This window comes from Prevotella sp. SGI.167 (assembly GCF_050313615.1).
Lineage (GTDB): Bacteria > Bacteroidota > Bacteroidia > Bacteroidales > Bacteroidaceae > Prevotella.
Map to the genome: position 1 here is coordinate 14,095 of NZ_JBNPLT010000027.1, position 25,689 is coordinate 39,783.

Genomic DNA, 25,689 nt, shown 5'->3' on the forward strand with positions numbered 1-25,689 from the left:
GTCAGGAAAAAGAATTTAGCATCTGTAAATGAGGCAGGGAAAAATATATTTGTTGCTGTTCTGGCTGATGGTTTCTACTTTCAGCTATGCTCTCGTCATGCCTTATTTGCAGGATAACCGTACCCGTAAAAGAACTCAGAATCCGGTTAATACCCAGCAGAAACAGCTGGATAAGCAAGCAAGGAATGGGGCACAGGATAAAGGAAAGAGCAGCAAGATTTCAGTTTCTGCCCAACCCTTCAAGGTGGAGGATGATACCATTCCTGATTCTTTGCTGAATACCCGCTGGAAGATTCAGCTTACCCAGCCTTATTCACTCAGCGACCTCTATCAGAGTCCGCTCGACTTGCAGCGCCCGGACAACATGAAATATGATGTGGTCTATAACGATACGCTCAACCGTTTCGTTATCGGCAATCGTATGGGCAATACCTGGCTCTCGGCCCCTATCATGCTCACTCCAGAAGAGTATAACTCCTGGACTGAGATGAATGAGAGAAGTGCTTTCTTCCGTAAGAAGAACGATGAGATTTATCAGGCGAAGGGTAAGGAGAAGTTCGACTTTTCTGATATGCATTTCGACCTGGGACCAGCCGAGAAGATATTCGGTCCTGGCGGTATCCGTGTCAGGACACAGGGTTCTGCCGAGCTGAAACTGGGTATGAACAAGAAGAGTATCGATAATCCATCTTTGCCTATCCGCAACCGGAAAACCACGATGATGAACTTCGATGAGAAGATCAATCTCAACGTGAATGGTAAGGTGGGCGATAAGATGAACCTCAACCTGAATTACAACACCGATGCCACCTTCGACTACGATGCCCAGAACATGAAACTGAAGTATGATGGTAAGGAAGACGAGATTATCAAGCTTGTGGAGGCAGGTAATGTGTCTTTCCCCAGCAATTCTTCGCTTATCAAGGGAGCCAGCAGCCTTTTCGGTGTCAGAACCGATATGCAGTTTGGAAAGTTGAAATTGCAGATGGTGGCTTCGCAGAAGAAGAGTGCATCCAAGAGTGTTTCCAGCAGGGGCGGCGTACAGCTGACTCCATTTGAAATCAATGTTGCCGATTATGAGGAGAATCGTCACTTCTTCCTTTCCCGATATTTCAGGAATCATTATGACGAATGGATGCAGAAGTTGCCTAATCTCATTACCGGCATTACGATTAACCGTGTGGAGATTTGGGTAACCAATAAGTCGGGAACTACTGCCAATACCCGAAATATCGTGGCACTGACCGATCTTGGCGAAGCTTCTAAAATCAGTAACCCGATGTGGACGGCAACCGGACAGGTGGCTTCCAACCGTGCCAATACCGAGTATCAGGCTATGACTACCCAGTATGTGGCTGCCAGGGATATCGACCAGGCTGCTGCTACTCTGGAGGGGGCTGGTCTGGTAGGTGGTGCAGACTTTGAGAAACTGGAGAGTGCCCGTCTTTTGAGTTCTTCTGAGTATACCGTCAATACTGCCTTGGGTTATGTTTCCTTGAAGACGGGTATTCAGACCGACCAGGTATTGGCTGTGGCTTATGAATATACATCGGGTGGCGTAACTTATCAGGTGGGTGAGTTTGCTTCTGATATCACCGATACCAAACAGGCTCTTTTCGTCAAGTCGCTCAAGAATACCAGTTGTAATCCTCAGCAGGGCAACTGGGACCTGATGATGAAGAACGTGTATTATCTTGCCTCTAATATCGAGAAGGAGAAATTCCGTCTTGACGTGAAATACCAGAGCGATACGACGGGCGTTTATCTGTCTTATATTCCGGAACAGAGAGTCAAGAATACGCCTATCATTCGTGTGTTGGGTGCCGACCGACTTGATAACAACAACAAGGCACATAGCAATGGATACTACGATTATGTAGAAGGCTATACCGTTTCTAATGGTCGCGTGTTTATTCCGAAAGTAGAACCTTTCGGAAGTTATATGCGTGATTATCTGGTCAAGAACGGAGTGGCTGCGGATGCGGCTGAGAAATATGCCTTTACCGAACTGTATGACAGTACCAAGACCGTTGCCAGGCAGATTGCAGAAAAGAATAAGTATCAGATGGTGGGTCAGTTCAAAGGTTCATCAGCTAATGTCATTTCCCTGGATGCCTATAACGTTCCGCAGGGGTCGGTCGTAGTAACCGCAGGTGGTGTTACCCTGACAGAGGGTACTGACTATTCGGTAGATTACAATGCGGGTGAGGTTACCATCCTCAACCAGAGCATCATCGATGCGGGTACTTCGGTCAATGTTTCCCTGGAAAGTAATACGGATTATGGTCAGACTCGCAAGACCATGTTTGGTGTGAACTGGGAGTATGATTTCTCCAAGAACTTCCAGATGAGTGGTACCCTGCAGCATCTTTCCGAACAGGCCCTTACCACGAAGGTTTCCATGGGTTCTGAGCCATTGAAGAATACTCTCTGGGGTGTTAATCTCAATTGGAAGAAGGAGAGTCAGTGGCTTACCAATGTACTTGACAAGATTCCTTTCCTGCATCTTACCCAACCATCGCAAATCTCTTTTACCAGTGAGTTTGCACAGTTGTTGGCTGGGGAGGCTGGTGGTACGCAGGACAATGCTTCCTATATTGATGACTTCGAAAACACCAAGAACGGCATTGATGTGATGACACCTACTTCCTGGTTTATCTCCAGCGTGCCATCGCTCAATTTCAAGGAAGATTATAATGATAAGACTGGACTGACGAGCGGTTTCCACCGTTCCCGTCTGGCTTGGTATTGCATCGACCCTCTCTTTACCCGTCGAGGCAGTTCCTTGACGCCTGGACATATCAAGAGCGACCTCAAGCAGCTCAGTAATCACTATGTTCGCGAAGTATATGTGAAGGAGCTGTTCCCATTGCGCCAGCAGAACAGTTATCAGGGTGCTACCAATACCCTGAGTGTGCTCAACCTGGCTTACTATCCGTCAGAGCCGGGTCCTTATAACTTTAATGTGGAAGACCTGCAAGCAGATGGTAAATTGAAGAATCCACAGCTCAACTGGGGTGGTATGATGCGTAAGCTCGATACCAATGATTTCGAGCAAGCCAACATTGAATACATCGAGTTCTGGTTGCTGGATCCGTTCCTCTATACCCGTGAACAGCCGGATGCCAATGAATATGGTGGAGATTTCTATATCAATCTGGGCGAGGTTAGCGAAGATATCTTGCGGGATGGTAAGAAGTTCTATGAGAGCGGAATGCCTGTAGATGGCAGCAAGAGCTTTACTTATACTCAGTGGGGTAAGATTCCTACTCAGAGTACGGTAACCTATGCCTTTGCAACAACCAGTGGCAGTCGTGCCTTGCAGGATGTGGGTTTCAACGGTCTGACCGATGCCGAGGAACAGGAATTCTATAAGAGTGCTTATCTCGACCAGATACAGGGAAAGGTGAACCAGGCTGTATTCGACAGCATCTTTGCCGACCCTGCACGTGATGACTATCACTATTTCCGTGGCAGTGACTGGGATGAGATGCGTGCTCCTATCTTGCAGCGTTACAAGTATATCAACAACCCTCAGGGCAACTCGCCTGACAGTGATAGCCGTTCTGAGAGTTATGATACATCTTATAAGTCTACCCCTGACGTGGAAGATATCAATCAGGATTATACGCTGAATGAATATGAGAAATACTACCAGTATAGGGTAAGTATTCGTCCGGAAGATTTGGTTGTGGGTACCAACCATATTGTGGACAAGCGAGAATATTCACAGACATGGCGAGACAATACCAAGTCGTCTGTTACCTGGTATCAGTTCCGTATTCCTGTAGATGAGTTCGAGAGCCGGCAGGGTAATATCAATGATTTCTCCAGCATCCGTTTCATGCGTATGTTCCTTACTGGTTTCAAGAAGCCTATCGTTCTGCGCTTTGGAACGCTCGACCTGGTACGTGGTGAATGGCGTACTTATGATCAGCAGTTGAGTGCAGCTTCTGGTGGAACCTTGGAGGCTAGTGCCGTGAATCTTGAGGAAAATGCCGAGAAGACTCCGGTCAATTACGTCTTGCCTCCAGGCATCAGTCGTGAGCAGGATCCTAGTCAGCCACAGCTGGTAGAATCCAACGAGCAGGCTTTGAGTCTTGTTGTCAGGAATCTGACCAGTGGAGAAGCCAAGGCGGTATACAAGAATACTACTCTCGACCTCCGGCAGTATAAGCGTATCCAGATGTTTACCCATGCCAATGCCTTGGAGCAGAATACCACAAATCTGAAGGATAGGGAGCTGGCTGTCTTCATCCGTCTGGGTAGTGACTATAAGAATAACTATTATGAATATGAGATTCCGCTCACCCTTACGGCTCCACGCAGCAATTACAACCGTAATGTGCCTGCCGACCGCAGGTTGGTTTGGCCTGAGGAGAATATGCTGGATGTGGCTCTCAGCATCTTTACCAATCTCAAGAAGGAGCGTAATAAGGCTAAGGCACAAGGCATGGCTTCTTATATGGCACCTTACTCGGCATACGATAGCGAGCACCCTAACAATAAGTTGACCATTGTGGGTAATCCTAGCCTTGGCGAGGTGAAGACCATGATGATTGGTGTGCGCAATCACTCGGGCGATATCAAGAGTGGTGAAGTCTGGGTAAATGAACTCCGCCTGAAGGAACATAACAACAAGGGTGGATGGGCTGCCAATGCCAATCTCAATGTGCAGCTGTCTGATTTCGGTAGTGTCAATGCTACGGGAAGATATGTCAGCGAAGGATTTGGAGGTCTGGAAGACGGCGTGGCTAGCCGCAGTACCGACAACTATGGTACCTATAGTGTGACCACCTCGCTGGAAATGGGTAAGTTCTTCCCGGACAAGGCGAAGGTGAGCATACCTTTATATTATAGTGTCACCAAGGAGAAGACTTCGCCAAAGTATAATCCGATGGATACGGATATGGAACTGAAGGATGCTCTCGATGCTGCAGGCTCGAAGGCGGAGCGCGATTCTATCGAGAATATTGCCGTGACCAAGGTTACACAAACCAACTTCTCGGTATCTAATGCCCGTGTGGGTATTGCCACCAAGCGCCATCCGATGCCTTACGACCCAGCCAACTTCTCCTTTACCTATAGTCATGCTCATCAGCATACTACCGGTGAAACTACGGTTCGTGAGCAGAGAGACAATTGGCGGGGTGCATTGGATTATTCATGGACTCCGGTATATAAGTCGTGGGAACCTTTCAAGAAAATCAAGAACAAGAGTAAGTGGCTCGACATCCTGAAGCGTTTCGGACTGAACTGGTTGCCGCAGAATCTCGCTTTCAATACCGAGATGACACATGAAACCTATGAATTGCAGGAGCGTGATATGGAAAGTCTTACCAAGTCGCAGTTGCCTATCACTTTCAGCGATCAGTTCCTTTGGAACCGTGAATTTGCTCTGCGTTGGGACTTGACCAGGAATCTTCACATGAACTTCCAGAGTGCAACCCATGCACAGGTAGATGTGCCATATCCTGATGTGGATACGGATCTTTATGCTGATCAGTATCATGCCTGGAAGGATTCTGTATATAGAAGTGCCGTGCTCAATAGTGTCAGAACCTGGGGTACACCGCTCGATTATAGTCAGAGTTTTACGGCTTCCTATAAGGTGCCGCTCAACCTGTTGCCTGTTTTCGACTGGGTGAACACCGATGCTTCTTATAGTTCCAACTATTCTTGGGAGCGGGGTATGGAAGATGAGAATGGCAACTCCTATGGCAATACCGTTAATACGCATCGCGAGGTGACCCTCAACGGTTCGTTCAATCTGGTCAAGCTCTACAATCATGTGCCTTTCCTCAAGAAGGTAAATGAAAAGTTCAATCGCACGATGTCCAGAAGCCAATATGAGCGCAAGAAGCAGGAGAAGGAGAAGAAAAAGAAAGATGCCAGAGAACTGGCTGCCGATCCTAAGAAGGCATTGCCTAAGAACAGGAAGGCATTCGAGAAGGAAATCACGCTCTTGCCTGATACCTCTTTCAACATCCGTCATGGCAAGAACAGCAAGCGTCTTATCGTGTCTGCCAAGACTGCTGATGGCAAGTTGTTCCCTATTAAATATAAAAAGGTGGACAATAATCAGATTAAACTCATCTCCAAGGTGGATAGTGCCCGGAAAATCAAGATCTCGGTACTGACTAAGGAACCGCTGGAAGAAAAGAGTTGGTATAAGACCTGGCAGACGGTGGCTCGGTTGGCGATGATGGTCCGTAATGTCAGTTTCAATTATCGCAGCAGCTATCAGCTCACGCTGCCAGGCTTCACCCCAAGTATCGGTGATGCCTTCGGACAGAAAAAGGTGGGTTCTATGGCGCCTGGTCTCGATTTTGCCTTTGGCTTGGTGGATGATGACTATATCGGTAAGGCTAGGGAGAATGACTGGCTGCTCCGCAATGACTCTGTTGCAACGCCTGCCACTACGAGTAAGACGGACAACTTGCAGCTGCGTATGACGCTGGAGCCGGTGAAGGACTTGAAGATAGATCTTTCTGCTGTCCGCACCCAGACTACCCAGAAGAGTATTCAGTATATGTATGAGGGAACTCCTACTACGCAGAGTGGTTCTTTCCAGATGAGTACCATCTCGCTGAGTACTGCCTTTGAGGGAATGGGTGATGCCAATAGCGGCTATCGAAGCAAGACTTTCGAGAAGTTTGTCAATTCCCTGGCGGGTTATCGTGATAGGGTAGAAGCTCAATATGCAGGAACTGTTTATCCGGCGGGTTCTGCATTGGGTGGAGGTAAGTTTGACGCATCCCGTACTCCTGTTAATCAGTATAGTGGTGACGTGATGATTCCGGCTTTCCTCAATGCTTATACTTCGATGGGTGGCAATTCTCTCTCGCTGTTCCCTGCTTTGAGCAGACTGTTGCCTAACTGGACGGTTCGTTATAGCGGTTTGGGCAAGTTGCCTTGGTTCCGTGATCACTTTAAGAGTGTTAACATCAACCATTCTTATAAGAGCATCTTTGCAGTAGGCAGTTATAACAGTTACAGCACCTATCAGGAGTATATGAACGGTCTGGGCTTCATCAATGATGCTTCTACGGGGAATCCTTCGCCTAGCAGTATGTTTAACATTTCGCAGGTGAGCATCAATGAGGCTTTCTCTCCATTGCTGGGTATGGACGTTACATTTAATAATAACATGACTCTCAAGGGTGAGTATCGCCAGACGCGTGTGCTGAATCTCAGTATGACGAGTGTGCAGCTCAATGAGGCACTCAGTAAAGACTGGGTCATCGGTATGGGTTATCGCATCAACAACTTCAGTTTGTTTGAGGGTGGTGCCCGCAAGCTGAAAGCCAAGATGGGGGCTGGCAACAGGAAGGACAACAGAAATGCAACTGCTAACAGTCAGCAGATGCGTGGAGCCAATCATGATCTCAACCTTCGTCTTGACTTCAGTTTCCGCAAGCAGGCTGCTATTGTTCGTGATATTGCCACCATGACAAGTAGTGCCAGCAGTGGAAATAATGCCTTGAAGTTGAGCTTCTCTGCCGATTATACGTTCAGCAAGCTCCTTACCATGAGTTTCTATTACGATCGTCAGACCAACACACCGCTCCTGTCGAGCAGCAGTTATCCTACCACCACACAGGATTTCGGCTTGAGCATCAAGTTCTCGCTGACGAGATGATGTTTTTATCGCCCAACTGCGGTGCAAAGGTACAATAAAAAAAGACATTGTGTTTTGCAAGGTTGTCGCTGGGAGGGCAGGTAACAAACCTGCGCTCCCAGCACATTCTTGCTTTATAAGAATGGGGTCATGTAAATCGGAATCAGGAGTGTTTGCCCATCTTTCTGCAGATCTTTGGTGTAAACCAAGTACGGATTTACTATCCTGTCGGAGAATTTTTGACAGAAAGCATCAAGCGAGGCATGCGTTTTGTATCCAGACGACTTGACCTCTATTGATTGGCTATATAATTTTTCTCTTGAATACCATATTCTCCATATTTTCAATGTTTTATGTGCATAAGTTACATGAAAAATATGTTTTACCAAAATCTTTTTTGCGAAAATATGTCGTTTTACCAAAATTTATTTTTGTGATTTATGTCGTTTTACCAAAATCTTTACTGCAAAAGTGTAGTCATCAATGTCATTAAGGATTTGAGCTTTCATATAAGCAAAGAAAAAGCCGCTAGGATATCGTGTGAGAATATCCTGGCGGCTTTATATGGTAGCTTGAAAAAACTTTATTTCTTGTCGTAAGCGTGAACAGGGTAGTCAATGGTATAGTGAAGACCACGGCTCTCCTTGCGCTCGATAGCCATACGGGTGATGAGGTAACCTACATTGATCATGTTGCGGAGCTCGCAGAGCTCCTTGCTCACCTTGACACGCTTGAAGAGATTCTCGGTCTCTTCGTAAAGAAGGTCGAGGCGGTCCCAGGCACGCTTCAGGCGAAGGTCGCTGCGCACGATGCCCACGTAGTTGCTCATACATTCGCCAACTTCCTTGACGCTCTGGGTAATCAAAACCTTCTCTTCGTTGGTCATGGTACCCTCGTCGTTCCATGCAGGAACCTTCTCGTTGAAATCATATTCATCTACATGCTCCAGACTGTGCTTGGCAGCTGTCTCGGCATAAACCACAGCCTCGATAAGAGAGTTGCTGGCAAGACGGTTGCCACCATGCAGACCGGTGCAGGAGCATTCGCCCAAGGCATAGAGACGGTTGATGCTTGAACAGCCGTTCAAATCTACCTTGATACCACCACACATATAGTGAGCAGCAGGACGAACCGGGATATAATCCTTAGTGATGTCGATGCCGATACTGAGACACTTGGCGTAGATATTTGGGAAGTGATGCTTGGTCTCCTCAGGATTCTTATGGGTAACATCCAGGCAGACATGATCCAGACCGTGAATCTTCATCTCCTTATCGATGGCACGGGCCACGATGTCGCGAGGAGCCAGGCTCAATCGCTTGTCATATTTCTCCATGAAGCTCTCGCCGTTAGGCAGACGCAAGATGCCACCATATCCACGCATAGCCTCGGTGATGAGGAAGGCAGGATGAGTCTCTCCTGGATGATAGAGAGCTGTAGGGTGGAACTGTACGAACTCCATATCGGCTACGGTTCCCTTGGCACGGTAAACCATCGCCTCACCGTCGCCGGTAGCGATGACAGGGTTGGTGGTAGTCTGATAAACAGCACCACAACCACCGGTACACATCACGGTAACCTTGCTCAGATAGGTATCCACCTTCTGGGTTTCAGGATTCAGAACGTAGGCTCCGTAACAGTTAATATAAGGTGTACGGCGAGTAACACGGGCACCCAAGTGGTGCTGGGTGATAATCTCTACTGCAAAATGATTTTCCTTGATATCAATGTCTGGGCAGTTGCGTACAGCCTCCATCAGACCGCGCTGGATTTCAGCACCCGTATCATCTGCATGATGAAGAATGCGGAACTCGCTATGTCCGCCCTCACGATGAAGATCGAACTTGCCGTCCTGCTGCTTGTCGAAGTTGACACCCCATTCCACGAGCTCCTTGATCTGCTCCGGTGCCATGGTGACAACCTGCTTCACTGCCTTATAATCGCTGATATAGTCACCAGCAATCATCGTATCTTGTATGTGCTTGTCGAAGTTATCTACTTCCAGGTTGGTAACTGACGCAACACCACCTTGTGCAAATGAAGTGTTCGCCTCATCGAGAGAGGTTTTGCAGATCATGCACACTTTACCTTTATGCGCTCTGGCTACTTTCAGGGCGTAACTCATACCGGCAACTCCTGAGCCGATAATCAGAAAATCATACTTATAAACCATGTGAGTTTATTCTAATAATGCTTAATTGTTTGCAAAAGTACTAATTTCTCTTTAATAATGAGTAAAAAGAGACGGATTTTTTGTAATTTTGCACCGAAATTTATGGTAATATAGTCTTTAAGACTATCAAAATGACAAATATTAACAAGATATGGCAGATAGAACTTTTCATAAACGCTTTACATTGACAGCCCGTTTGGGGGTGGCAGTCTTTGCATTTTTGGCTGGCTATTTCTTCTGGGTGAAGATGGCGATTATCGGCATCTTCCTGGCCATTGTCATCGTGGGCATGATAGAGCGTATTCTGAATACTACTTATACCTTTAAGAAGGTAAAACCTATCGACCGGGATGATGAGATGGAGTATCTGATCATCAACGAAGGAAGGTTCTCGTCCAACAAGAATGTACCGGTCTGCGACATCATAGATGTGCATCCGGTGAAGACTTTTATGGGACTGGACAGGTGTGTAGTGATAGAATATGGTCATAAGAACATGGTGGCCGTTCAGCCTGATAATGAAGAGGCTTTTGAGAAAGAAATTAAGAAACGGCAAAGAAGTGAAGAATGAGGAACGAAGAGTGAAGAATTCAATTGTGATGGAAAAGATTAAATATATGATGTTGAGCCTGATGATGGCGATGGTTGTTGCATTGCCAATGCAGGCTCAAGATGTGAATGATGACGAGGTGGTAGAATCGCAGGACGAGACAGAATTGGCTGATTCTACCTTGATTGACTCCCTGGCTACTGATACCCAGAAGTTGCCTTGGCCTGTCTCGGTTCAGGTTGGTCTGGACAAACTCCTGGAGAGTAAGATGTTCGAGACATCGCAGGTGGGATTGATGGTATGGGACCTGGAGGCCGATTCCTGTATCTACAAGAGAAATGAGCGACAGCTGATGCGCCCGGCTAGTACAATGAAGCTCCTGACTGCTATTACGGCATTGGATAAATTGGGCGGTTCTTACCAGTTTAAGACGACTCTCAAGTATACTGGAACCATAGAAAATGGAGTCTTAACCGGCGATGTTTATTGTATCGGTGGCATGGATCCCCGTTTTAACAGCGATGATATGGCAGCCTTTGCCAATGGGTTGAAGGAGATGGGCATCGACACCATCCGTGGCAGTATTTATGCAGACCGTTCTATGAAGGATGCTACTCTGTTGGGCGAAGGATGGTGCTGGGATGATGACAATCCGGTGTTGTCGCCTTTGGTATTCGCCCGTAAGGACATCTTTATGGATAGATTTCTGGCAAAACTGGAGGATGTAGGTATTCTCTACGAAGGGATGTATTCTACCATAAAACCTTGTCCGGCTAATGCTTTTACCATCTGTACCCGTTTCCATACAATGGATCAGGTGCTGCATAAGATGATGAAAGACAGTGATAATCTCTATGCCGAGAGTATGTACTATCAGATAGCTGCCTCTACCGGCAACCGGTCAGCCAGTGCCAAGAGTGCCAGAAATGTGGAACGACAGTTGATTAGAAAAATTGGACTCGATCCGTCCCGTTATAAATTGGCTGATGGTTCCGGGTTGTCTTTGTATAATTATCTGAGTGCCGAACTGGAGGTAAAATTGCTGCGTTATGCTTATAAGAATGATAATATCAAGGAGCATTTGATGCAGTCACTGCCTATCGGGGGAGTGGATGGCACGTTGAAGAGGCGAATGAAGAATAGTTTTACTCATGGTAATGTAAGGGCAAAGACTGGTACTTTGACGGGTATCATCTCACTGGCTGGATATTGCAAGGCTGCCAATGGTCATGAACTTTGCTTTGCCATTATTAATAATGGTATCATGCATGGCAATAATGCCCGTAATTTTGCAGATAAGGTTTGTACCTTGCTCTGTCAACCGTAATTTAGTTAAGACTTAATAGTTTATGGAAGAAATTCGTAAGTTTGTAGATGAAATGATAACATGGGCCGGTGTCACAGGTGATTATGTGCCTATGCTTCGTCATATTTTGCTTACCGTCACCGCTTTCTTGCTGGCGATGCTGAGCGATTTCCTATGTCGGAAGATATTGGTTCCGTTGATATCCAAGATAACGGAGAAGACGGAGGCGTCTTGGGATGATGTGCTTTTCAACAAGAAGGTGCTTACTTCTGCCTGCCATATCGTTCCCGCCGTAGTTATCTGGTCGCTCATGCCGCTTATCTATCTGGAATATCCGATATTCAAGGAGATTCTGGAGCGTGCTACGGGTATCTATATCGTAGTGATGTCGGTACGTACGGCTTTGGTTTTCATCGGTTCTTTCAAAGGATTGGAGAATGGGGATGAGCGCCGTTCTTCGGCTCAGCAGTATTTCCATACCGTCTGCGGCGTACTTCGAGTGTTGATGCTCTTTGTGGCTGGAGTGGTTGTGGTTGCTATTTTGCTGGGTAAGAGTCCGATGACCTTGTTTGCCGGCTTGGGTGCTACTTCTGCTGTCTTGATGTTGGTGTTCAAGGATACCATCCTCGGTCTGGCTGCCGGTGTGCGACTCACCAGTAATGATATGCTGCACAAGGGCGACTGGATTACCGTGAAGTCGGTGGATGCCAATGGTATTGTGGAGGATATGTCGCTTACTACCGTAAAGGTGCGTAATTTCGATAATACCATCGTTACCATTTCGCCAGCTACCCTGGTGAATGGTTCGTTCCAGAACTGGATTGGTATGCAGAAGAGTGGGGGAAGAAGAGTAAAGCGAATTGTTTATTTCGATTTCCGCAGCATCCGGTTGGTAGATGAGACTTTGAAGCATACCTTGCTTGCCAAGCATTTCGCCACAGAGGATTCCTTTAAGTTGAAGGAATCTCTTCAGAAGGTGATAGAAAAGGATATAGAGGCGGGAAAGGATATAGAGGATCTGAAGAATCCTGCTGCCCTGGCTCCAACCAATCTTCAGCTTTATCGCAGGTTTATGGAGAAATATCTGCGTCAGCGCCCTGAGGTGAATACGGAACTTACCTTGATGGTTCGTCACATGGAAGCTACCCAGTGTGGTCTTCCTATCGAATTCTATTTCTTCATCAAGGATAAGGTTTGGGTCAATTACGAGCATATCCTCGCCGATATCATGGAACATGCCTATGCGCTTGCCAATGAATTCGGTCTGAAAATTTATGAGCAATATCCGGAACAGTAATTACTTTGAACATTGAGATTTGAACTTTGAACTTTATGAATAGTTACTGTTTCGGCGGATTTGTAATCCGCTGCCGTATGGGTAACTATTGCGGATTTGTAATCCGCTAAAAGGACCGAAGCAAGAAAGTAACGCCCTGAAAGGGCAAAAGCATAATAATGATCAATAACTCTTTTTTTTCAACAGAAATATTCCGTTGGTTTCGTGAAAACGGCAGGGATTTGCCTTGGCGTGAAACCCGCGACCCTTATGCCATCTGGCTGAGCGAAATCATCCTTCAGCAAACCCGCATAGTCCAAGGTTGGGAATATTGGGAACGGTTCATGCAAACCTATCCCAAGGTAGAAGACCTGGCTGCAGCCAGCGAGGATGATGTCTTGAAACTCTGGCAGGGTTTGGGGTATTATTCCCGTGCCCGCAATCTTCATGCTGCTGCCAAGCAGATTGTGGCTCTCGGTTCTTTCCCCAACACCCTTGACGGCATCAAATCCCTGAAGGGAGTAGGCGATTATACCGCTGCTGCCATCGGCTCTTTCGCTTTCGATATTCCGGCAGCTGTGGTTGATGGCAATGTCTATCGGGTGCTTTCCCGATACTTCGGTATTGATACTCCCATCAATTCAACCCAGGGGAAAAAAGAGTTTGCTGCTCTGGCGCAATCGCTCTTGCCTGCATCCGATGCGGCATCCTATAATCAGGGATTGATGGATTTCGGTGCGATTCAATGCACTCCCCAGTCTCCGAAGTGCCTGCTCTGTCCGCTTGCCGAAACCTGCGAGGCTTTGCGTAGTGGCAGGGTAGAGGAACTGCCTGTCAAGAACAAGACCGTGAAGGTGAAGACCCGCCATCTCTCCTATATATATATAAGGTGTAAATCTTCTGTGGCGGATGGTTCTGAAATTCCAGAACCGATGATAGCCATCCATCGACGTGGCGAAGGGGATATCTGGCAGGGATTATGGGAGCCTTATAATATTTCGGATGTCAAGGAACTTCCTTCTTTCGTGAAGAATCCGATATTATTGGCTAAAGATGTCAAGCACGTTCTGACTCATCGCATCCTTCTTGCCGACTTCTATCTCCTGGAAACTGACAGCCGTCCTCAACTCCCAGATGATTACATCTGGATCAAGGAAAGTGAGATAGAAGACTATGGGGTTCCGAGACTGATAGAAATCATGTTGGAAAAGATTAATCCAGCAGAATAGGATAAATACATAATAATCTCTTCATATAGAATTAAAGATGATTCAATTCAATAAGAAATTGAGAGGATGGCTGCTGCTTGGCATCATCGCTCTGCTCTCTACTTTGGGCTTGTCATCCTCTATGTTGCCGGCAGCACAGGGGGATGCACCGGGGATAGAAATCCCCGTTTCCAAGAAAAAGGTATCGCAAACCATCAGAAAGCGTTTTGCCTATACCGTATCATATAATCACGATACCCGTCAGCCTAATTGGGTGGCATGGTCATTGACCCGCGCTCATGCTTCAGGAAAGTTGAAGCGTGGCGACTTTGAGGATGATATGGATATGCCATCACCTAAGGGAATGAAGGCAGATTACTACAACAGCGGTTATGATAGGGGTCATCTCTGTCCGGCTGGCGATAACAAGTGGAATCAGAAGGCTATGGACGAGTGCTTCCTGATGACCAATATGTGTCCCCAGACCCATGCCTTGAATGCGGGTGTCTGGAATAGTATCGAACAGCAGTGTCGTACCTGGGCAAAGAAATACGGTAAGGTATATATCGTATGCGGTCCGATATTCCTGAATAAGCAGCATCGCAAACTGGGTAAGAACAAGGTGGTGGTGCCTGATGCTTTCTTCAAGGTAATCCTCCGAACTGGCAAGAATCCGCAAGCCATCGGTTTTATCTGTCGCAACCAGGGAGCTACCGGCTTGCAGAAAAAGGACTTTGTCAACTCGGTAGATGAGGTGGAGCGTATCACCGGCTACGACTTCTTCTCCAAACTTCCTGATAACATCGAGAAAAAGATAGAGGCAAAAGCCGATATCAACCAGTGGTAAAAAAGAAAATCCCCTGATGCATATCTTATTGCATCAGGGGATTTTTATCTGGTTCTATAGGAAGTCTTCTATATGATAGGTTCTATGTTATAATCCTATCCTATCGTTCAATTTCCTGTAATAGAATCTTAGTAGTTCTGAGCCTCAATCTGGAAGTAGCTTTGTGGGTGGTTGCAGACAGGACAAATCTCTGGAGCCTGCTTGCCTACTACGATATGACCGCAGTTAGAGCACTGCCAGATGCAGTCGCCGTCACGAGAGAAGACGAGCTTGTCCTGCACGTTCTTCAAGAGCTTGCGATAACGCTCCTCGTGGTGCTTCTCGATTTCAGCCACCATCTCAAACTTGGCAGCAATCTCCTCGAAGCCTTCCTCGTGAGCTTCCTTTGCCATGCGTGGATACATTTCTGTCCACTCATCGTGCTCACCATTGGCAGCAGCCTCCAGGTTCTTCTCTGTATCCTGGATAGCACCGCCCTCCAGGTACTTGAACCACAACTTAGCGTGCTCCTTCTCGTTGGCAGCTGTCTCCTCAAAGATGTTGGCTATCTGAACATAACCGTCCTTCTTAGCCTTACTTGCAAAATATGTGTATTTGTTACGAGCCTGTGACTCACCAGCGAATGCCTCCTGGAGGTTCTTCTCTGTCTTTGTACCTTTCAATTCCTTCATAATGTCTACTTTTATAATATTAATATGTTCTTTATTAAATTCTTTTGCAAAGAAAATGCAAACGAGCGCAATGAAAGCTTGCTTTCAAATTGCCGAGTGCAACTTTTTTTATGCAAAGATATTAAAAATATTTTCAATATTCAAATAAATTAAGAACTATTTAACTTTTTGGCGCTTATTTAAATAAAATAAAGCAAAACCGAGCATGGCAACACCGAAGATCCACGAGATGATGGCACTGGTTACCATTCCCAGCGTATGGGTGAAACCTGCCACGATGAATGTCAGGAAGCTGACGGTAGCTACAGTCAAGGCATAAGGCAACTGAGATGAAACATGATGCACATGCTTGCACTGGGCTCCGGCACTCGCCATGATGGTGGTATCGCTGATAGGTGAGATATGGTCGCCACAGACAGCACCTGCCATGCAGGCAGAGATGGAAATGATGCGCAAAGGGTCGGCCCCTGGGAATACTGCGATACAGATAGGTATCAGGATACCGAAGGTTCCCCAGGATGTACCTGTGGCGAAAGCCAGGAAGGCAGCAACTAGGAAGATGATGGCTGGCAGGAGCATCTGGAGTTCAGAAGCGCTGCTTGCCACTACGCTAGATACATATTCTGCTGCACCCAAGGAGTCGGTCATGCTCTTCAGGGTCCATGCCAGGGTAAGAATCAGAATGGCTGGTACCATCGCCTCGAAGCCCTTGATCAGACTACTCATCGCTTCATCGAATGGTAAGGTCTTGCGAGCTGTAAACATCACGATAGTTAGAATCAGGGCTGCCAATGAACCAATCACTAGACCTATAGAGGCATTGCTGCCTGCAAAGGAATCTACGAAATTCATATAGTTGGCATTGTTGGCATCAAAGAAACCTCCCGAATATACCATACCTGCCATGCAGAAGATAATCAACATAATGATTGGAATCACAAGATCGCTCACAGAGCCTTTGCTCTTGGATGATTCTTCCTGCTTCGCTCCCACACCATGCTCCACGATCTGTAGCTTGGTATCGCTCACCTCGTCGAGCTTTCCTCCGTTGGTGCGTTCATACCATTCTTTGAGTCTTGCGTCATATTTGCTCATCGCCTTGAAGTCGAAGCCCAAGATCACGATGCCAAACATAAAGAGGATGGTGAAGAATGCGTAGAAATTATAAGGTATCGCCTTGCAGAAAAGTGCCAGTCCGTTCTCGCCTCCCGATACGAAGCCCGATACTGCTGCTGCCCAACTGGAGATTGGGGAGATGATGCAGACAGGAGCTGCTGTGGAGTCGATGAGATAGGCAAGTTTCTCCTTGGTTACGCCGTTGCGCACTGCGATAGGGCGCATCACAGAACCTACGGTAAGGCAGTTGAAGTAATCATCGATGAATATCAGAATACCGAGCAGAATGGTGGCAATCTGCACACCAATCTTCGACTTTACGTGCTTGGAAGCCCATCGGCCGAAAGCCGCAGAACCACCCGCCTTGTTCATCAGTGAAACGATGCTGCCCAATACCACCAGGAATACCAGAATGCCTACATTCCATGGGTCGGAAAGGCAATGTATCAAACCGTATGTCTTGGCATCATCGCCTTCACCTACAGTGTGGTTGGTCAGGTGAACGAGGAATCCGTCGAATCCTGTTCCCATCGAAATACAATATTGAACGGCACCCAGTATGATACCGATAAAAAGAGAAGAATAGACCTCCTTCGTCTTCAGCGCCAGAGCGATGGCGACGATGGGAGGCAGTAACGACCATGCGGTCCCAATCATGTTGTAATCCATTTATTATTAATATGTTTTTAAATTTTTGAATATTCCCTTGCAGAATCGCTGCCCACGAGTCTATCTTTATCATTGGAAAGGCACACAAAAAACATCATAACTTTTAAACCCAACGGAATCGAAGGGCTTAAAAGTTATGTTTCATGAATTTATAATGCGATCTCCTATAATACCATCTCTTCGTATTCCAATCCGAAGACATCGGCAACCGCCTTGAATACTACCTTGCCATTCACGATGTTCAATCCCCGATACAAAGCCTTGTCTTCCTTGCACGCCTTTCGCCATCCCTTGTCGGCAAGAGCGAGGGCATACTTCAGGGTGGCATTGGTCAAGGCGATGGTTGAGGTATGAGGCACGGCTCCCGGAATGTTGGCTACGGCATAATGCACAATGCCATCTACCATGAATGTCGGATCGGAATGGGTGGTTGGATGAGAGGTCTCGAAGCAGCCGCCTTGGTCGATTGCCACATCCACCAATACGGTGCCAGGTTCCATCAGCTTCAACATATCCTTTGTGATGAGGTGTGGAGCTTTGTCTCCCGGAACGAGTACGCTGCCCACCACAATGTCTACATCTGAAAGTTCTTTTCGGATGTTGTGCTCATTGGAGTAGAGGGTGTGCGCATTGATCGGCAATTCCATCTCCAACTGGCGAAGACGAGGCAGACTGATATCGGTAATCCACACATCAGCGCCTAATCCTGTTGCCATTCTTGCTGCAGCTTCTCCCACGGTTCCACCGCCTAGAACGAGAACCTTCGCACGGTTCACGCCCGGCACACCGCTGATCAGCTTACCCTTGCCGCCCTTGGTCTTCTGCAGATAGTAGGCACCATTGATAATCGCCATTCTTCCTGCTACCTCACTCATCGGAATGAGCAGTGGCAGATGATGGTTGTCGGTTTCTACTGTCTCGTAAGCCAGGCAGACAGCACCACTCTTGATCATGGCATCGGTGAGCTCTCTGTCGCAGGCAAAATGGAAATAAGTAAAAACAAGCTGATCCTGATGGATGAGTGGATATTCCTCGGCGATAGGTTCCTTCACCTTGATAATCATCTCAGCCTCGCGATACACACTCTGGATGTCGGGCAGGATCCTGGCTCCTACCTTCTCATACTCTTCATCAGCAAAGCCACTGTTCTCGCCAGCAGTATGCTGAACCATCACTTCGTGTCCATGTCGAATGAATTCAGCTACACCAGCAGGAGTCATTCCTACACGATTCTCATTATTCTTGATTTCTTTTGGAATACCTATCTTCATGATGTTATGTTTTTAAAGGTTATACATCATTTTAACGGGATAAAGATAGTGAAAAAATCAATAGGTTGTATCGTTTGTATAGAAGATTTAACATATCTTTCTTGCCTGGTTAAGATTAGAACATAAAAAAGATTAAAAAAGATGGCTGCTATCATCTTTTTGCTTATCTTTGTCCTCGTAAGCATTTCAAACTTAATAAATGGAGGACTTATTATGAATGTCAATACGGGTATCAAGCAAGCAGTGATCTTAGCCATAGGCATTATCGTGCTTGGATTTTGTGTCAAGTCTGGACTTGAAAGTGTGATTGCCAAAGACCGCAAAGTGGTGGTGAAAGGATTGGCAGAAAAGGAAGTTGAGGCTGATAAGGTGACATGGCCTATCGTTTCCAAGGAAATAGGCAATGACCTGCCTGAACTCTATCAAAAAATCAACGCTACCACCAGTACCATCCGTCAGTTCCTGCTGGCAAATGGTGTGAAGGCAAGTGAAATTAATGTCAATGCGCCTGTGGTCATCGACCTCAATGCTGAGCGATATGGAGAAAACCGCCAGGGGTACCGTTATAACATCACGTCGATTATCACCGTTACTTCGCATAACGTGAAACTGGTTCGCGGCATCATCGCCCGTCAGGGTGACCTGCTCCAGAAGGGCGTCGCTATCGTGGATGGTGGCTACGAGAATCCGGTGAAGTATGAATATGTTGCTTTCCGACAGATGAAACCTAAGATGATGCAGGAGGCAATAGAGAATGCAGAGAAGACTGCTTCACAGTTTGCCGAAAACAGCAAGAGCAAGATTGATAAGATCATGAATGCCGACCAGGGACAGTTCTCTATAGAAGACAGGGATTCGAATACACCTTATATTAAAAAGGTGAGAGTGGTGACTACGGTTACCTATTCCTTGAAAGACTAGTAAAAATCTGGTAATCGAAAAAATCTAGTAATTATATATATCAATGTACGAAATGAAAAAAATGATTTACATGGTGATGGCGCTTGCCTCACTAAGCTACTCAACCCAGACTATGGCGCAGTCACAGGGATTGCAGAAAAAGGTGAATGCCTACTTCCTGCAGTCGCTCAAAGCGCAACAGAAAGCATTGGAGAAAGACGGTAAGGCAGAATTCGCTAAAAACACACCTCTTGACACCAAACTCCATGCCGCTATTGACGGCAAGGATATCGCCAGCTACCAGAAGATGGTCTGGACAGCATGGTGTGATGCCAACAAGCACCTGCAGGAAGAGAAACTCATCGAGCCTGAAGATTTGAAGTTGGCAAAAAACAGCTCCTGGAATCTGCCTCAGTGCCTGGAGCCCAATGCCGTGATGCCTTATTATTATGGTAAGAAGGGAATGGCTGCTGACGGTAAGTTCCCTCTCTTCCTGTATGTTCACGGATCGGGACCTAAGGACCATGAGTGGTCAAATGGCATCAAGCTCGGTCTGAGCTTCCAGGATTCTCCTTCCATCTATTTCATTCCTCAGATTCCTAACGAGGGTGAATATTATCGCTGGTGGCATCTCTCTAAGCAGTATGCTTTCGAAAAACTGATTCGCCAGAACCTGGTAAAGGGTGAGGTGGATGCCAACCGGCTCTATGTATTCGGCATCAGTGAAGGTGGATATGGAAGTCAGCGTCTCGCTTCCTTCTATGCCGACTATTGGGCTGCAGCGGGTCCGATGGCTGGTGGTGAACCTCTGAAGAATGCGCCTGTGGAAAACTGTGCCAACATCGGTTTCTCGTTCCTCACGGGTGCTGATGATACCGGTTTCTATCGCAACGACCTGACCTGGTACACCCAGGTGGCATTCGATTCTGCGCAGTTGGCTCGCCCATTGTCAGTAGATAAGACTCCAATCTTCCGCCATCGCATCCAGCTCTTGCCGGGTATGCAGCATCACATCACTTATGGTCTGACTACTCCTTGGCTCAAGCAGTTTGTTCGCAATCCATATCCTAAGACCGTACTTTGGGAGGATTTCGAGATGGATGGAAGACATCGTTCCGGTTTCTACAACCTGCAGGTGCTGGCTCGTCCATCAGAGCAGAGAACTTACTACGAGATGGATATCGACAAGAACGTGGTTTCCATCAAGGTGAGCAATGTGGATTATACCACTATCTTGAAGGATAAGCAGTGGGGCATTGATCTGAAGTTCAACCGCAGCTATTCTGTAGCAACAGGTGGAAGGCTGAGAGTTTATCTCAACGACCAGTTGGTTAACCTCAATGAGCCTGTAACCATCATGGTAAATGGCAAGCAGGTATTCCATGGTATTGCCAAGGCTGATTTGCAGGCAATGGTGAACAGTTGTGCGGAATACTTCGACCCATGTCGAGTATATCCTGTTGCAATCGATTTGGCTTATTAATTTTAAAGAATGATTAGATGAAGAAAAATGTTTGTTTATATGCCATGATGGCTTTAGCCTTTATGGGATGTTCGCAAAACAACAAGAAACAGGAAGGCATCTCAAAGGGGCTGCCTTCTCGTATTGAGTCTGAGAGTAAGGCTGAGAAGGTTGGTCAGTCAGTAGCTGGCAGTAGTAATCTGTCTGCTTCTGTTGGAAAGGTGCAGGTGCTTACAGCTTCCGATTTCAGGAAGAAGATTATGGATTACGAGTCTCATCCCGATGAGTGGGTGTTTGCAGGCTCCCGTCCTGCCATTATCGATTTCTATGCCACCTGGTGTGGACCTTGCAAGATGATGGCTCCCATGGTAGAATCTCTTGCCGGGAAATATGCCGGCAAGATAGATTTCTATAAGGTGGATATCGACCAGGAACCCGAACTGGCTTCCGTCTTCGGCATCCGCAGCATCCCTACCTTCCTCTTCATTCCGATGAAGGGCAATCCCACTATACAGATGGGTGCCATGCAGAAGGAAGATTTCGAGGAGATTATCGGGAAAATGATGGGGAAGTGATAAATGGTGATTTACTGCATACTTATAAGTAGGTTTTTCTTGGCAAATACCTAGTGTTGATGATGTCCGAAATTTGGTGGTTTATCAGATAATACCTAAATATGCACTCGGAAAAAATGTTTAATGTAATTAAAAGTATTATAGTATTATGATTATCGAAAATGTTCATGCAAGAGAAATCTTGGATTCTCGTGGCAACCCTACTGTAGAGGTTGAAGTTTCTTTGAAGTCAGGTGTCGTAGGTCGTGCATCGGTTCCTTCTGGTGCATCCACTGGTGAGAACGAGGCGCTGGAACTTCGTGATGGCGACAAGAACCGCTATGGCGGCAAGGGTGTCTTGAAGGCTGTGGAGAACGTGAATCAGGTGATTGCGCCTGCTTTGGCTGGCTTTTCTGCCTTAGAGCAGCGTGCCATAGATTATAAAATGTTGGAACTGGACGGCACCAAGACCAAGTCAAACCTGGGTGCCAATGCCATCCTCGGTGTTTCTCTGGCTGTGGCTCATGCTGCTGCTGAGTATCTCCATATCCCATTGTATCGCTACATCGGCGGTTGCAATACTTACACTCTTCCTGTTCCTATGATGAACATCATCAATGGTGGTGCTCATTCTGATGCGCCTATCGCTTTCCAGGAATTTATGATCCGTCCTGTGGGTGCTCCTTCAGAGAAGGAGGCTATCCGTATGGGTGCTGAGGTGTTCCATGCTTTGGCTAAGCTCCTGAAGAGCCGTGGACTTTCTACTGCCGTAGGTGATGAGGGCGGTTTCGCTCCTGCACTCAATGGTATTGAGGATGCGCTCGACAGCATCTGCCAGGCTATCAAGGATGCCGGTTATGAGCCAGGAAAGGATGTGAAGATAGCCATGGACTGTGCTGCCAGCGAGTTTGCCGTTCAGGAGAATGGTGAGTGGTTCTACGATTACCGCCAGTTGAAGGATGGCAAGAAGAAGGATCCTAATGGTAAGAAACTGACTGCTGCCGAGCAGATCAAGTTCCTGGAGGAGCTGATTACCAAATATCCTATCGATTCTATTGAGGATGGTCTTGATGAGAACGATTGGGACAACTGGGTGAAGTTGACCGCTGCCATCGGCGACCGTTGCCAGTTGGTAGGTGACGACCTCTTTGTTACTAACGTGAAGTTCCTGGAGAAGGGTATCAAGATGGGTGCTGCCAACTCTATCCTCATCAAGGTGAACCAGATTGGTTCTCTCACCGAGACACTGGATGCTATCGAGATGGCTCATCGCCATGGTTACACCACCGTTACTTCCCATCGTTCTGGTGAAACCGAGGATACTACAATTGCTGATATTGCCGTAGCAACCAACTCTGGTCAGATTAAGACAGGTTCTATGAGTCGTACTGACCGTATGGCTAAGTACAACCAGCTTATCCGCATCGAAGAGCTGTTGGGTAATAACGCAGTTTACGGTTATAAGAAGTTGAAATAGGAATGATGATATGAAATTGGAAAACACCAATTTCACCATAACAAAACATAATTAGTAATAACTGAATAACTTCGATATATTTTATTGATTATGACAAACGTATTGATTAGTGCTGCCGGGCTTTGCGGTGCCACGATTATAGGTGCCATTTTGGGATTCTTCGTCAAGGAGTTGCCCCATAAATGGAATGATGCTGTGTTGGGATATTGTGCCGGAATCATGCTGGCAGCTTCCACGTTGGGACTGATAGTGCCAGCCTTCGAACAGACCAGTCTTTGGTGGCTGGTAGTAATCGGCGTGATGGCAGGAGCCCTGTTCCTGAATGTGCTAGATTGGGTAACTCCCCATCTTCATCACATCACGGGCCTAGACCCCGAGGAGCATCGCAACAATGTCAGGCTCAGTCATGTGATGCTCTTCGTGATGGCGATAGCCCTGCACAAACTGCCCGAAGGCATGGCGGCTGGAGTGAGTGTCTGTTCGGCAGAGGGAGCAACGGAGTGGGGGGTATCCTTCGGTATCGCCCTGCAGAACATCCCTGAGGGTATGGTGATTATTGCTCCCTTGATGCTGGCTGGTGTTACAGCAGTCCGCACCTTCTTCATTTCCATTTTCATCGCCCTGCTCGAAGTGGTAGGCATTCTGTTGGGTTTCGGTTTGGGCTCAGCCTCTACCACCTTCCTCCCCGTGATGCTGGGTTTTGCCGGTGGTGCCATGCTTTATGTAACGAGCGACGAGATGATTCCTGAAACCCATGCCCATGGTTTTCAGAAGCAAGCCACTTACGCTCTTCTCCTGGGATTCATCACCTTTGTGTTGATGGAGAAATATGTATAATCAGATTCTGATGAGGAGCATATAGCAAAGGGTGCCTGCCATATAAAAAGGTGTAAATATCTTAATAAATGATAGTACTATCAGATTATTTGTTTATCTTTGCTGACGGAAGTGAGAATATCTTAAAAGAAAGATAATTATGAGTCCAAAGTTTAAAGAAATAAATGGTTTTGTGTTTAAGATTTACTCCAATGAGGAATTACGAATGCATATTCATGTCGTAAAAGCGGAAAATGAGGCTAAGTACTGGTTGGAACCAGATATTGAGTTAGCAGAAAATTTTGGCTTTAGTAGTAAAGAATTAAGTTTCATCGAAAAAATACTTAAAGAAAATGGAGACGATTTTAAAATCAAATTCGCAAGACACACAGGTAAGCGTCTTGATGATTAATGATAAGGGCATTATGCTTTCTGTAAAAGGTAATGATTATTTTATATCTTATAATAGGATACCTTGGATGAAACATGCATGCATCTCTGATGCCCTTGAGGTAAGAATGAGTGGTAAAAATGCTATAGAATGGCCCAAACTTGATGTGGATTTGGAAATTGATAGTTTGAAACATCCAGAACGTTATCCCCTCATTATGAAGAGAAATGAATTAGAAGTATTGTAATGTTCCTATAAAATGTTGAGCCTTTCTGCATACTCTTGCAGAGAGGCTGTTCTGATTAATTATATCATCAAAAAGTTGGAAAAGTGTAAGTAATGGCCTGAAAATGGGTTGGAAAAATGTATAAAATTGGCTGTTTTTACCTTGGAAAAATGTATTTAAGTGATATAAGTGTGTGATGGCTTTATCGGGATTAAAAGTGTAGAATTCTGATGAGCAGCATATAGCAGAGGGTGCCTGCTGCTATCGACCACATCATATTCCTTTTCCATACGTGGATGAGGATGGTGAAGGGTACGCCTGCCACCTGCGCCAAGGAATCCTTTGAGGTCGAAGGATAGAAACGGACCGATGAGGCCGCCCAGCGTTGCCCCAATAACCTAATAGGTTTCATCGAACCAGGTAATCCAGAGCAGATACCATCCTCTGTCGGTTCCTTCCGGAATCTTGGAAGTACTAGCCAGGGCAAAGGTCTAGCCCGACATTCCGAAGATAAGGAAGAATTTCTTCCATCCCAATCCTTTATATTTTTCGAGCATCGAGAGCCCATAAAACAGATGTCGTGCATTCACCATCAATACCATCAGGAGGGTTTGTAGGGGATGGAAGCTGCCCAGCAGCATGTTGCCCAGCAAGAACTCTGCACTGCCGGCATAAACGGTAATGGCGAGCAGCATAGGGTACAGAAAGTTGAAGCCCAACTCATGCATATAAATGCCATAAGTCAGTCCCAAAAATCCATATCCTGCCATGATAGGCAGTGAAGTATGGAAAGCGTGATATAAAGCAACCTTTCTTTTTCCCCTCTCTCTTATTTATGTTTGTAGATTCGTCTTGCCTGTAATTGAAAATTCCTCCAGTAAATCTTCTGCAAAAGTACTCACAAATTATGAGAAAAAGAAAGATTCTGCCGGGAATATGAGTATGGCAGATGAAAAATAGCATAGTTGTGGTATGTTTGGTTTATTTTGCTGGTTTCTGTTGTAAATTTGTTGCAAAAGTGTTGTAAATTTGAGTTTTTTATTAATTTTGCAAGCAGAAGCCAAATATAGACAAAAGTATGGCAAAATCAATCCTTCAAAGAGATTTGGTACACTACCTTTGTGGGGTAAAATGGAATATGTAATTTAAAATTAG

The 25,689-nt window shown here is 46.3% G+C and carries 19 protein-coding genes and 1 pseudogene; 13 read left to right on the top strand and 7 right to left on the bottom strand.

Features of this window, described 5'->3' with window-relative positions; translation table 11 throughout:
- Positions 1–28: 28 nt before the first annotated feature.
- Entirely contained in the window at positions 29–7,642 is a 7,614-nt protein-coding gene (gene sprA / locus ACQRBJ_RS12430; RefSeq protein ID WP_445303791.1) for a cell surface protein SprA, read from the top strand.
- A 113-nt stretch (positions 7,643–7,755) separates the two neighbouring features.
- Here the strand turns inward: sprA and ACQRBJ_RS12435 are convergent.
- A pseudogene (locus ACQRBJ_RS12435) lies at positions 7,756–7,917 on the bottom strand (ATPase); the annotation flags it as partial.
- Positions 7,918–8,204: 287 nt separating this feature from the next.
- A complete protein-coding gene (gene nadB, locus ACQRBJ_RS12440; RefSeq protein ID WP_445303792.1) occupies positions 8,205–9,794 on the bottom strand; it encodes an L-aspartate oxidase in 1,590 nt (529 codons plus the stop codon).
- Positions 9,795–9,945: 151 nt separating this feature from the next.
- Here nadB and ACQRBJ_RS12445 point away from each other — a divergent pair, with 151 nt between their 5' ends.
- The 5 genes from ACQRBJ_RS12445 to ACQRBJ_RS12465 all read left to right on the top strand — a co-directional run bounded on the left by ACQRBJ_RS12445 (position 9,946) and on the right by ACQRBJ_RS12465 (position 14,981).
- Positions 9,946–10,365: a PH domain-containing protein gene (locus ACQRBJ_RS12445; RefSeq protein WP_153121897.1), complete on the top strand. Its 420-nt coding sequence runs from the start codon at positions 9,946–9,948 to the stop codon at positions 10,363–10,365.
- Between the two features lie 28 nt (positions 10,366–10,393).
- Entirely contained in the window at positions 10,394–11,671 is a 1,278-nt protein-coding gene (dacB, locus tag ACQRBJ_RS12450) for a D-alanyl-D-alanine carboxypeptidase/D-alanyl-D-alanine endopeptidase (RefSeq protein ID WP_294968895.1), read from the top strand.
- A gap of 22 nt (positions 11,672–11,693) precedes the next feature.
- Positions 11,694–12,947: a mechanosensitive ion channel family protein gene (locus ACQRBJ_RS12455; RefSeq protein ID WP_441937111.1), complete on the top strand. Its 1,254-nt coding sequence runs from the start codon at positions 11,694–11,696 to the stop codon at positions 12,945–12,947.
- A gap of 158 nt (positions 12,948–13,105) precedes the next feature.
- Positions 13,106–14,155 carry an A/G-specific adenine glycosylase gene (gene mutY / locus ACQRBJ_RS12460; protein ID WP_445303793.1) on the top strand — a complete coding sequence of 350 codons (1,050 nt, stop codon included), beginning with the start codon at positions 13,106–13,108 and terminating at the stop codon, positions 14,153–14,155.
- A 37-nt stretch (positions 14,156–14,192) separates the two neighbouring features.
- On the top strand, positions 14,193–14,981 hold the full coding sequence (locus ACQRBJ_RS12465; RefSeq protein ID WP_441933880.1) for a DNA/RNA non-specific endonuclease: 789 nt from the start codon (positions 14,193–14,195) through the stop codon (positions 14,979–14,981).
- A 128-nt stretch (positions 14,982–15,109) separates the two neighbouring features.
- Here ACQRBJ_RS12465 and rbr read toward each other — a convergent pair whose 3' ends face one another.
- The 3 genes from rbr to ald form a co-directional block, all read right to left on the bottom strand.
- Positions 15,110–15,652 carry a rubrerythrin gene (gene rbr, locus ACQRBJ_RS12470; protein ID WP_294968906.1) on the bottom strand — a complete coding sequence of 181 codons (543 nt, stop codon included), beginning with the start codon at positions 15,650–15,652 and terminating at the stop codon, positions 15,110–15,112.
- A 156-nt stretch (positions 15,653–15,808) separates the two neighbouring features.
- Positions 15,809–17,425, bottom strand: coding sequence for a Na+/H+ antiporter NhaC family protein (locus tag ACQRBJ_RS12475; RefSeq protein ID WP_445303794.1), 1,617 nt, complete (start codon positions 17,423–17,425; stop codon positions 15,809–15,811).
- 176 nt (positions 17,426–17,601) lie between these two features.
- Positions 17,602–18,708 (bottom strand): alanine dehydrogenase, encoded by a 1,107-nt coding sequence (ald, locus tag ACQRBJ_RS12480; protein ID WP_445303795.1) that lies wholly within the window; start codon positions 18,706–18,708, stop codon positions 17,602–17,604.
- Between the two features lie 213 nt (positions 18,709–18,921).
- On the opposite strand from ald, the gene ACQRBJ_RS12485 reads away from it, so the two are divergent.
- From ACQRBJ_RS12485 to ACQRBJ_RS12515, 7 genes are all read left to right on the top strand, one after another.
- Positions 18,922–19,629: an SIMPL domain-containing protein gene (locus tag ACQRBJ_RS12485; RefSeq protein WP_441933875.1), complete on the top strand. Its 708-nt coding sequence runs from the start codon at positions 18,922–18,924 to the stop codon at positions 19,627–19,629.
- Between the two features lie 52 nt (positions 19,630–19,681).
- Complete coding sequence (locus tag ACQRBJ_RS12490) at positions 19,682–21,091, top strand: hypothetical protein (protein WP_445303796.1); 1,410 nt, start codon at positions 19,682–19,684, stop codon at positions 21,089–21,091.
- Positions 21,092–21,108: 17 nt separating this feature from the next.
- Complete coding sequence (gene trxA / locus ACQRBJ_RS12495) at positions 21,109–21,645, top strand: thioredoxin (protein WP_445303797.1); 537 nt, start codon at positions 21,109–21,111, stop codon at positions 21,643–21,645.
- 148 nt (positions 21,646–21,793) lie between these two features.
- On the top strand, positions 21,794–23,101 hold the full coding sequence (gene eno / locus ACQRBJ_RS12500; RefSeq protein WP_445303798.1) for a phosphopyruvate hydratase: 1,308 nt from the start codon (positions 21,794–21,796) through the stop codon (positions 23,099–23,101).
- 90 nt (positions 23,102–23,191) lie between these two features.
- Positions 23,192–23,938 carry a ZIP family metal transporter gene (locus ACQRBJ_RS12505; RefSeq protein WP_294968919.1) on the top strand — a complete coding sequence of 249 codons (747 nt, stop codon included), beginning with the start codon at positions 23,192–23,194 and terminating at the stop codon, positions 23,936–23,938.
- Between the two features lie 139 nt (positions 23,939–24,077).
- On the top strand, positions 24,078–24,329 hold the full coding sequence (locus ACQRBJ_RS12510; protein ID WP_117693517.1) for a DUF4160 domain-containing protein: 252 nt from the start codon (positions 24,078–24,080) through the stop codon (positions 24,327–24,329).
- Positions 24,271–24,555: a DUF2442 domain-containing protein gene (locus ACQRBJ_RS12515; protein WP_228113194.1), complete on the top strand. Its 285-nt coding sequence runs from the start codon at positions 24,271–24,273 to the stop codon at positions 24,553–24,555. The genes ACQRBJ_RS12510 and ACQRBJ_RS12515 overlap by 59 nt, the downstream gene beginning before the upstream one ends.
- 190 nt (positions 24,556–24,745) lie before the next feature.
- On the opposite strand, the gene ACQRBJ_RS12520 is transcribed toward ACQRBJ_RS12515, so the two are convergent.
- Positions 24,746–25,021 (bottom strand): AzlD domain-containing protein, encoded by a 276-nt coding sequence (locus tag ACQRBJ_RS12520; RefSeq protein WP_445303799.1) that lies wholly within the window; start codon positions 25,019–25,021, stop codon positions 24,746–24,748.
- 4 nt (positions 25,022–25,025) lie between these two features.
- A complete protein-coding gene (locus ACQRBJ_RS12525) occupies positions 25,026–25,304 on the bottom strand; it encodes an AzlC family ABC transporter permease (RefSeq protein WP_441933863.1) in 279 nt (92 codons plus the stop codon).
- Positions 25,305–25,689 lie beyond the last annotated feature (385 nt).

What these genes read in the sequence shown, in the direction of transcription:
- ald (WP_445303795.1), bottom strand. Translation starts at nt 18,708, where the DNA reads ATGAAGATAGGTATTCCAAAAGAAATCAAGAATAATGAGAATCGTGTA.
- mutY (WP_445303793.1), top strand. Translation starts at nt 13,106, where the DNA reads ATGATCAATAACTCTTTTTTTTCAACAGAAATATTCCGTTGGTTTCGT.
- sprA (WP_445303791.1), top strand. Translation starts at nt 29, where the DNA reads ATGAGGCAGGGAAAAATATATTTGTTGCTGTTCTGGCTGATGGTTTCT.
- ACQRBJ_RS12490 (WP_445303796.1), top strand. Translation starts at nt 19,682, where the DNA reads ATGAAAAAAATGATTTACATGGTGATGGCGCTTGCCTCACTAAGCTAC.
- ACQRBJ_RS12515 (WP_228113194.1), top strand. Translation starts at nt 24,271, where the DNA reads ATGGAGACGATTTTAAAATCAAATTCGCAAGACACACAGGTAAGCGTC.
- nadB (WP_445303792.1), bottom strand. Translation starts at nt 9,794, where the DNA reads ATGGTTTATAAGTATGATTTTCTGATTATCGGCTCAGGAGTTGCCGGT.
- trxA (WP_445303797.1), top strand. Translation starts at nt 21,109, where the DNA reads ATGAAGAAAAATGTTTGTTTATATGCCATGATGGCTTTAGCCTTTATG.
- ACQRBJ_RS12445 (WP_153121897.1), top strand. Translation starts at nt 9,946, where the DNA reads ATGGCAGATAGAACTTTTCATAAACGCTTTACATTGACAGCCCGTTTG.
- ACQRBJ_RS12465 (WP_441933880.1), top strand. Translation starts at nt 14,193, where the DNA reads ATGATTCAATTCAATAAGAAATTGAGAGGATGGCTGCTGCTTGGCATC.
- ACQRBJ_RS12510 (WP_117693517.1), top strand. Translation starts at nt 24,078, where the DNA reads ATGAGTCCAAAGTTTAAAGAAATAAATGGTTTTGTGTTTAAGATTTAC.
- dacB (WP_294968895.1), top strand. Translation starts at nt 10,394, where the DNA reads ATGGAAAAGATTAAATATATGATGTTGAGCCTGATGATGGCGATGGTT.
- rbr (WP_294968906.1), bottom strand. Translation starts at nt 15,652, where the DNA reads ATGAAGGAATTGAAAGGTACAAAGACAGAGAAGAACCTCCAGGAGGCA.
- ACQRBJ_RS12485 (WP_441933875.1), top strand. Translation starts at nt 18,922, where the DNA reads ATGAATGTCAATACGGGTATCAAGCAAGCAGTGATCTTAGCCATAGGC.
- ACQRBJ_RS12525 (WP_441933863.1), bottom strand. Translation starts at nt 25,304, where the DNA reads ATGGCAGGATATGGATTTTTGGGACTGACTTATGGCATTTATATGCAT.
- ACQRBJ_RS12455 (WP_441937111.1), top strand. Translation starts at nt 11,694, where the DNA reads ATGGAAGAAATTCGTAAGTTTGTAGATGAAATGATAACATGGGCCGGT.
- ACQRBJ_RS12505 (WP_294968919.1), top strand. Translation starts at nt 23,192, where the DNA reads ATGACAAACGTATTGATTAGTGCTGCCGGGCTTTGCGGTGCCACGATT.
- eno (WP_445303798.1), top strand. Translation starts at nt 21,794, where the DNA reads ATGATTATCGAAAATGTTCATGCAAGAGAAATCTTGGATTCTCGTGGC.
- ACQRBJ_RS12475 (WP_445303794.1), bottom strand. Translation starts at nt 17,425, where the DNA reads ATGATTGGGACCGCATGGTCGTTACTGCCTCCCATCGTCGCCATCGCT.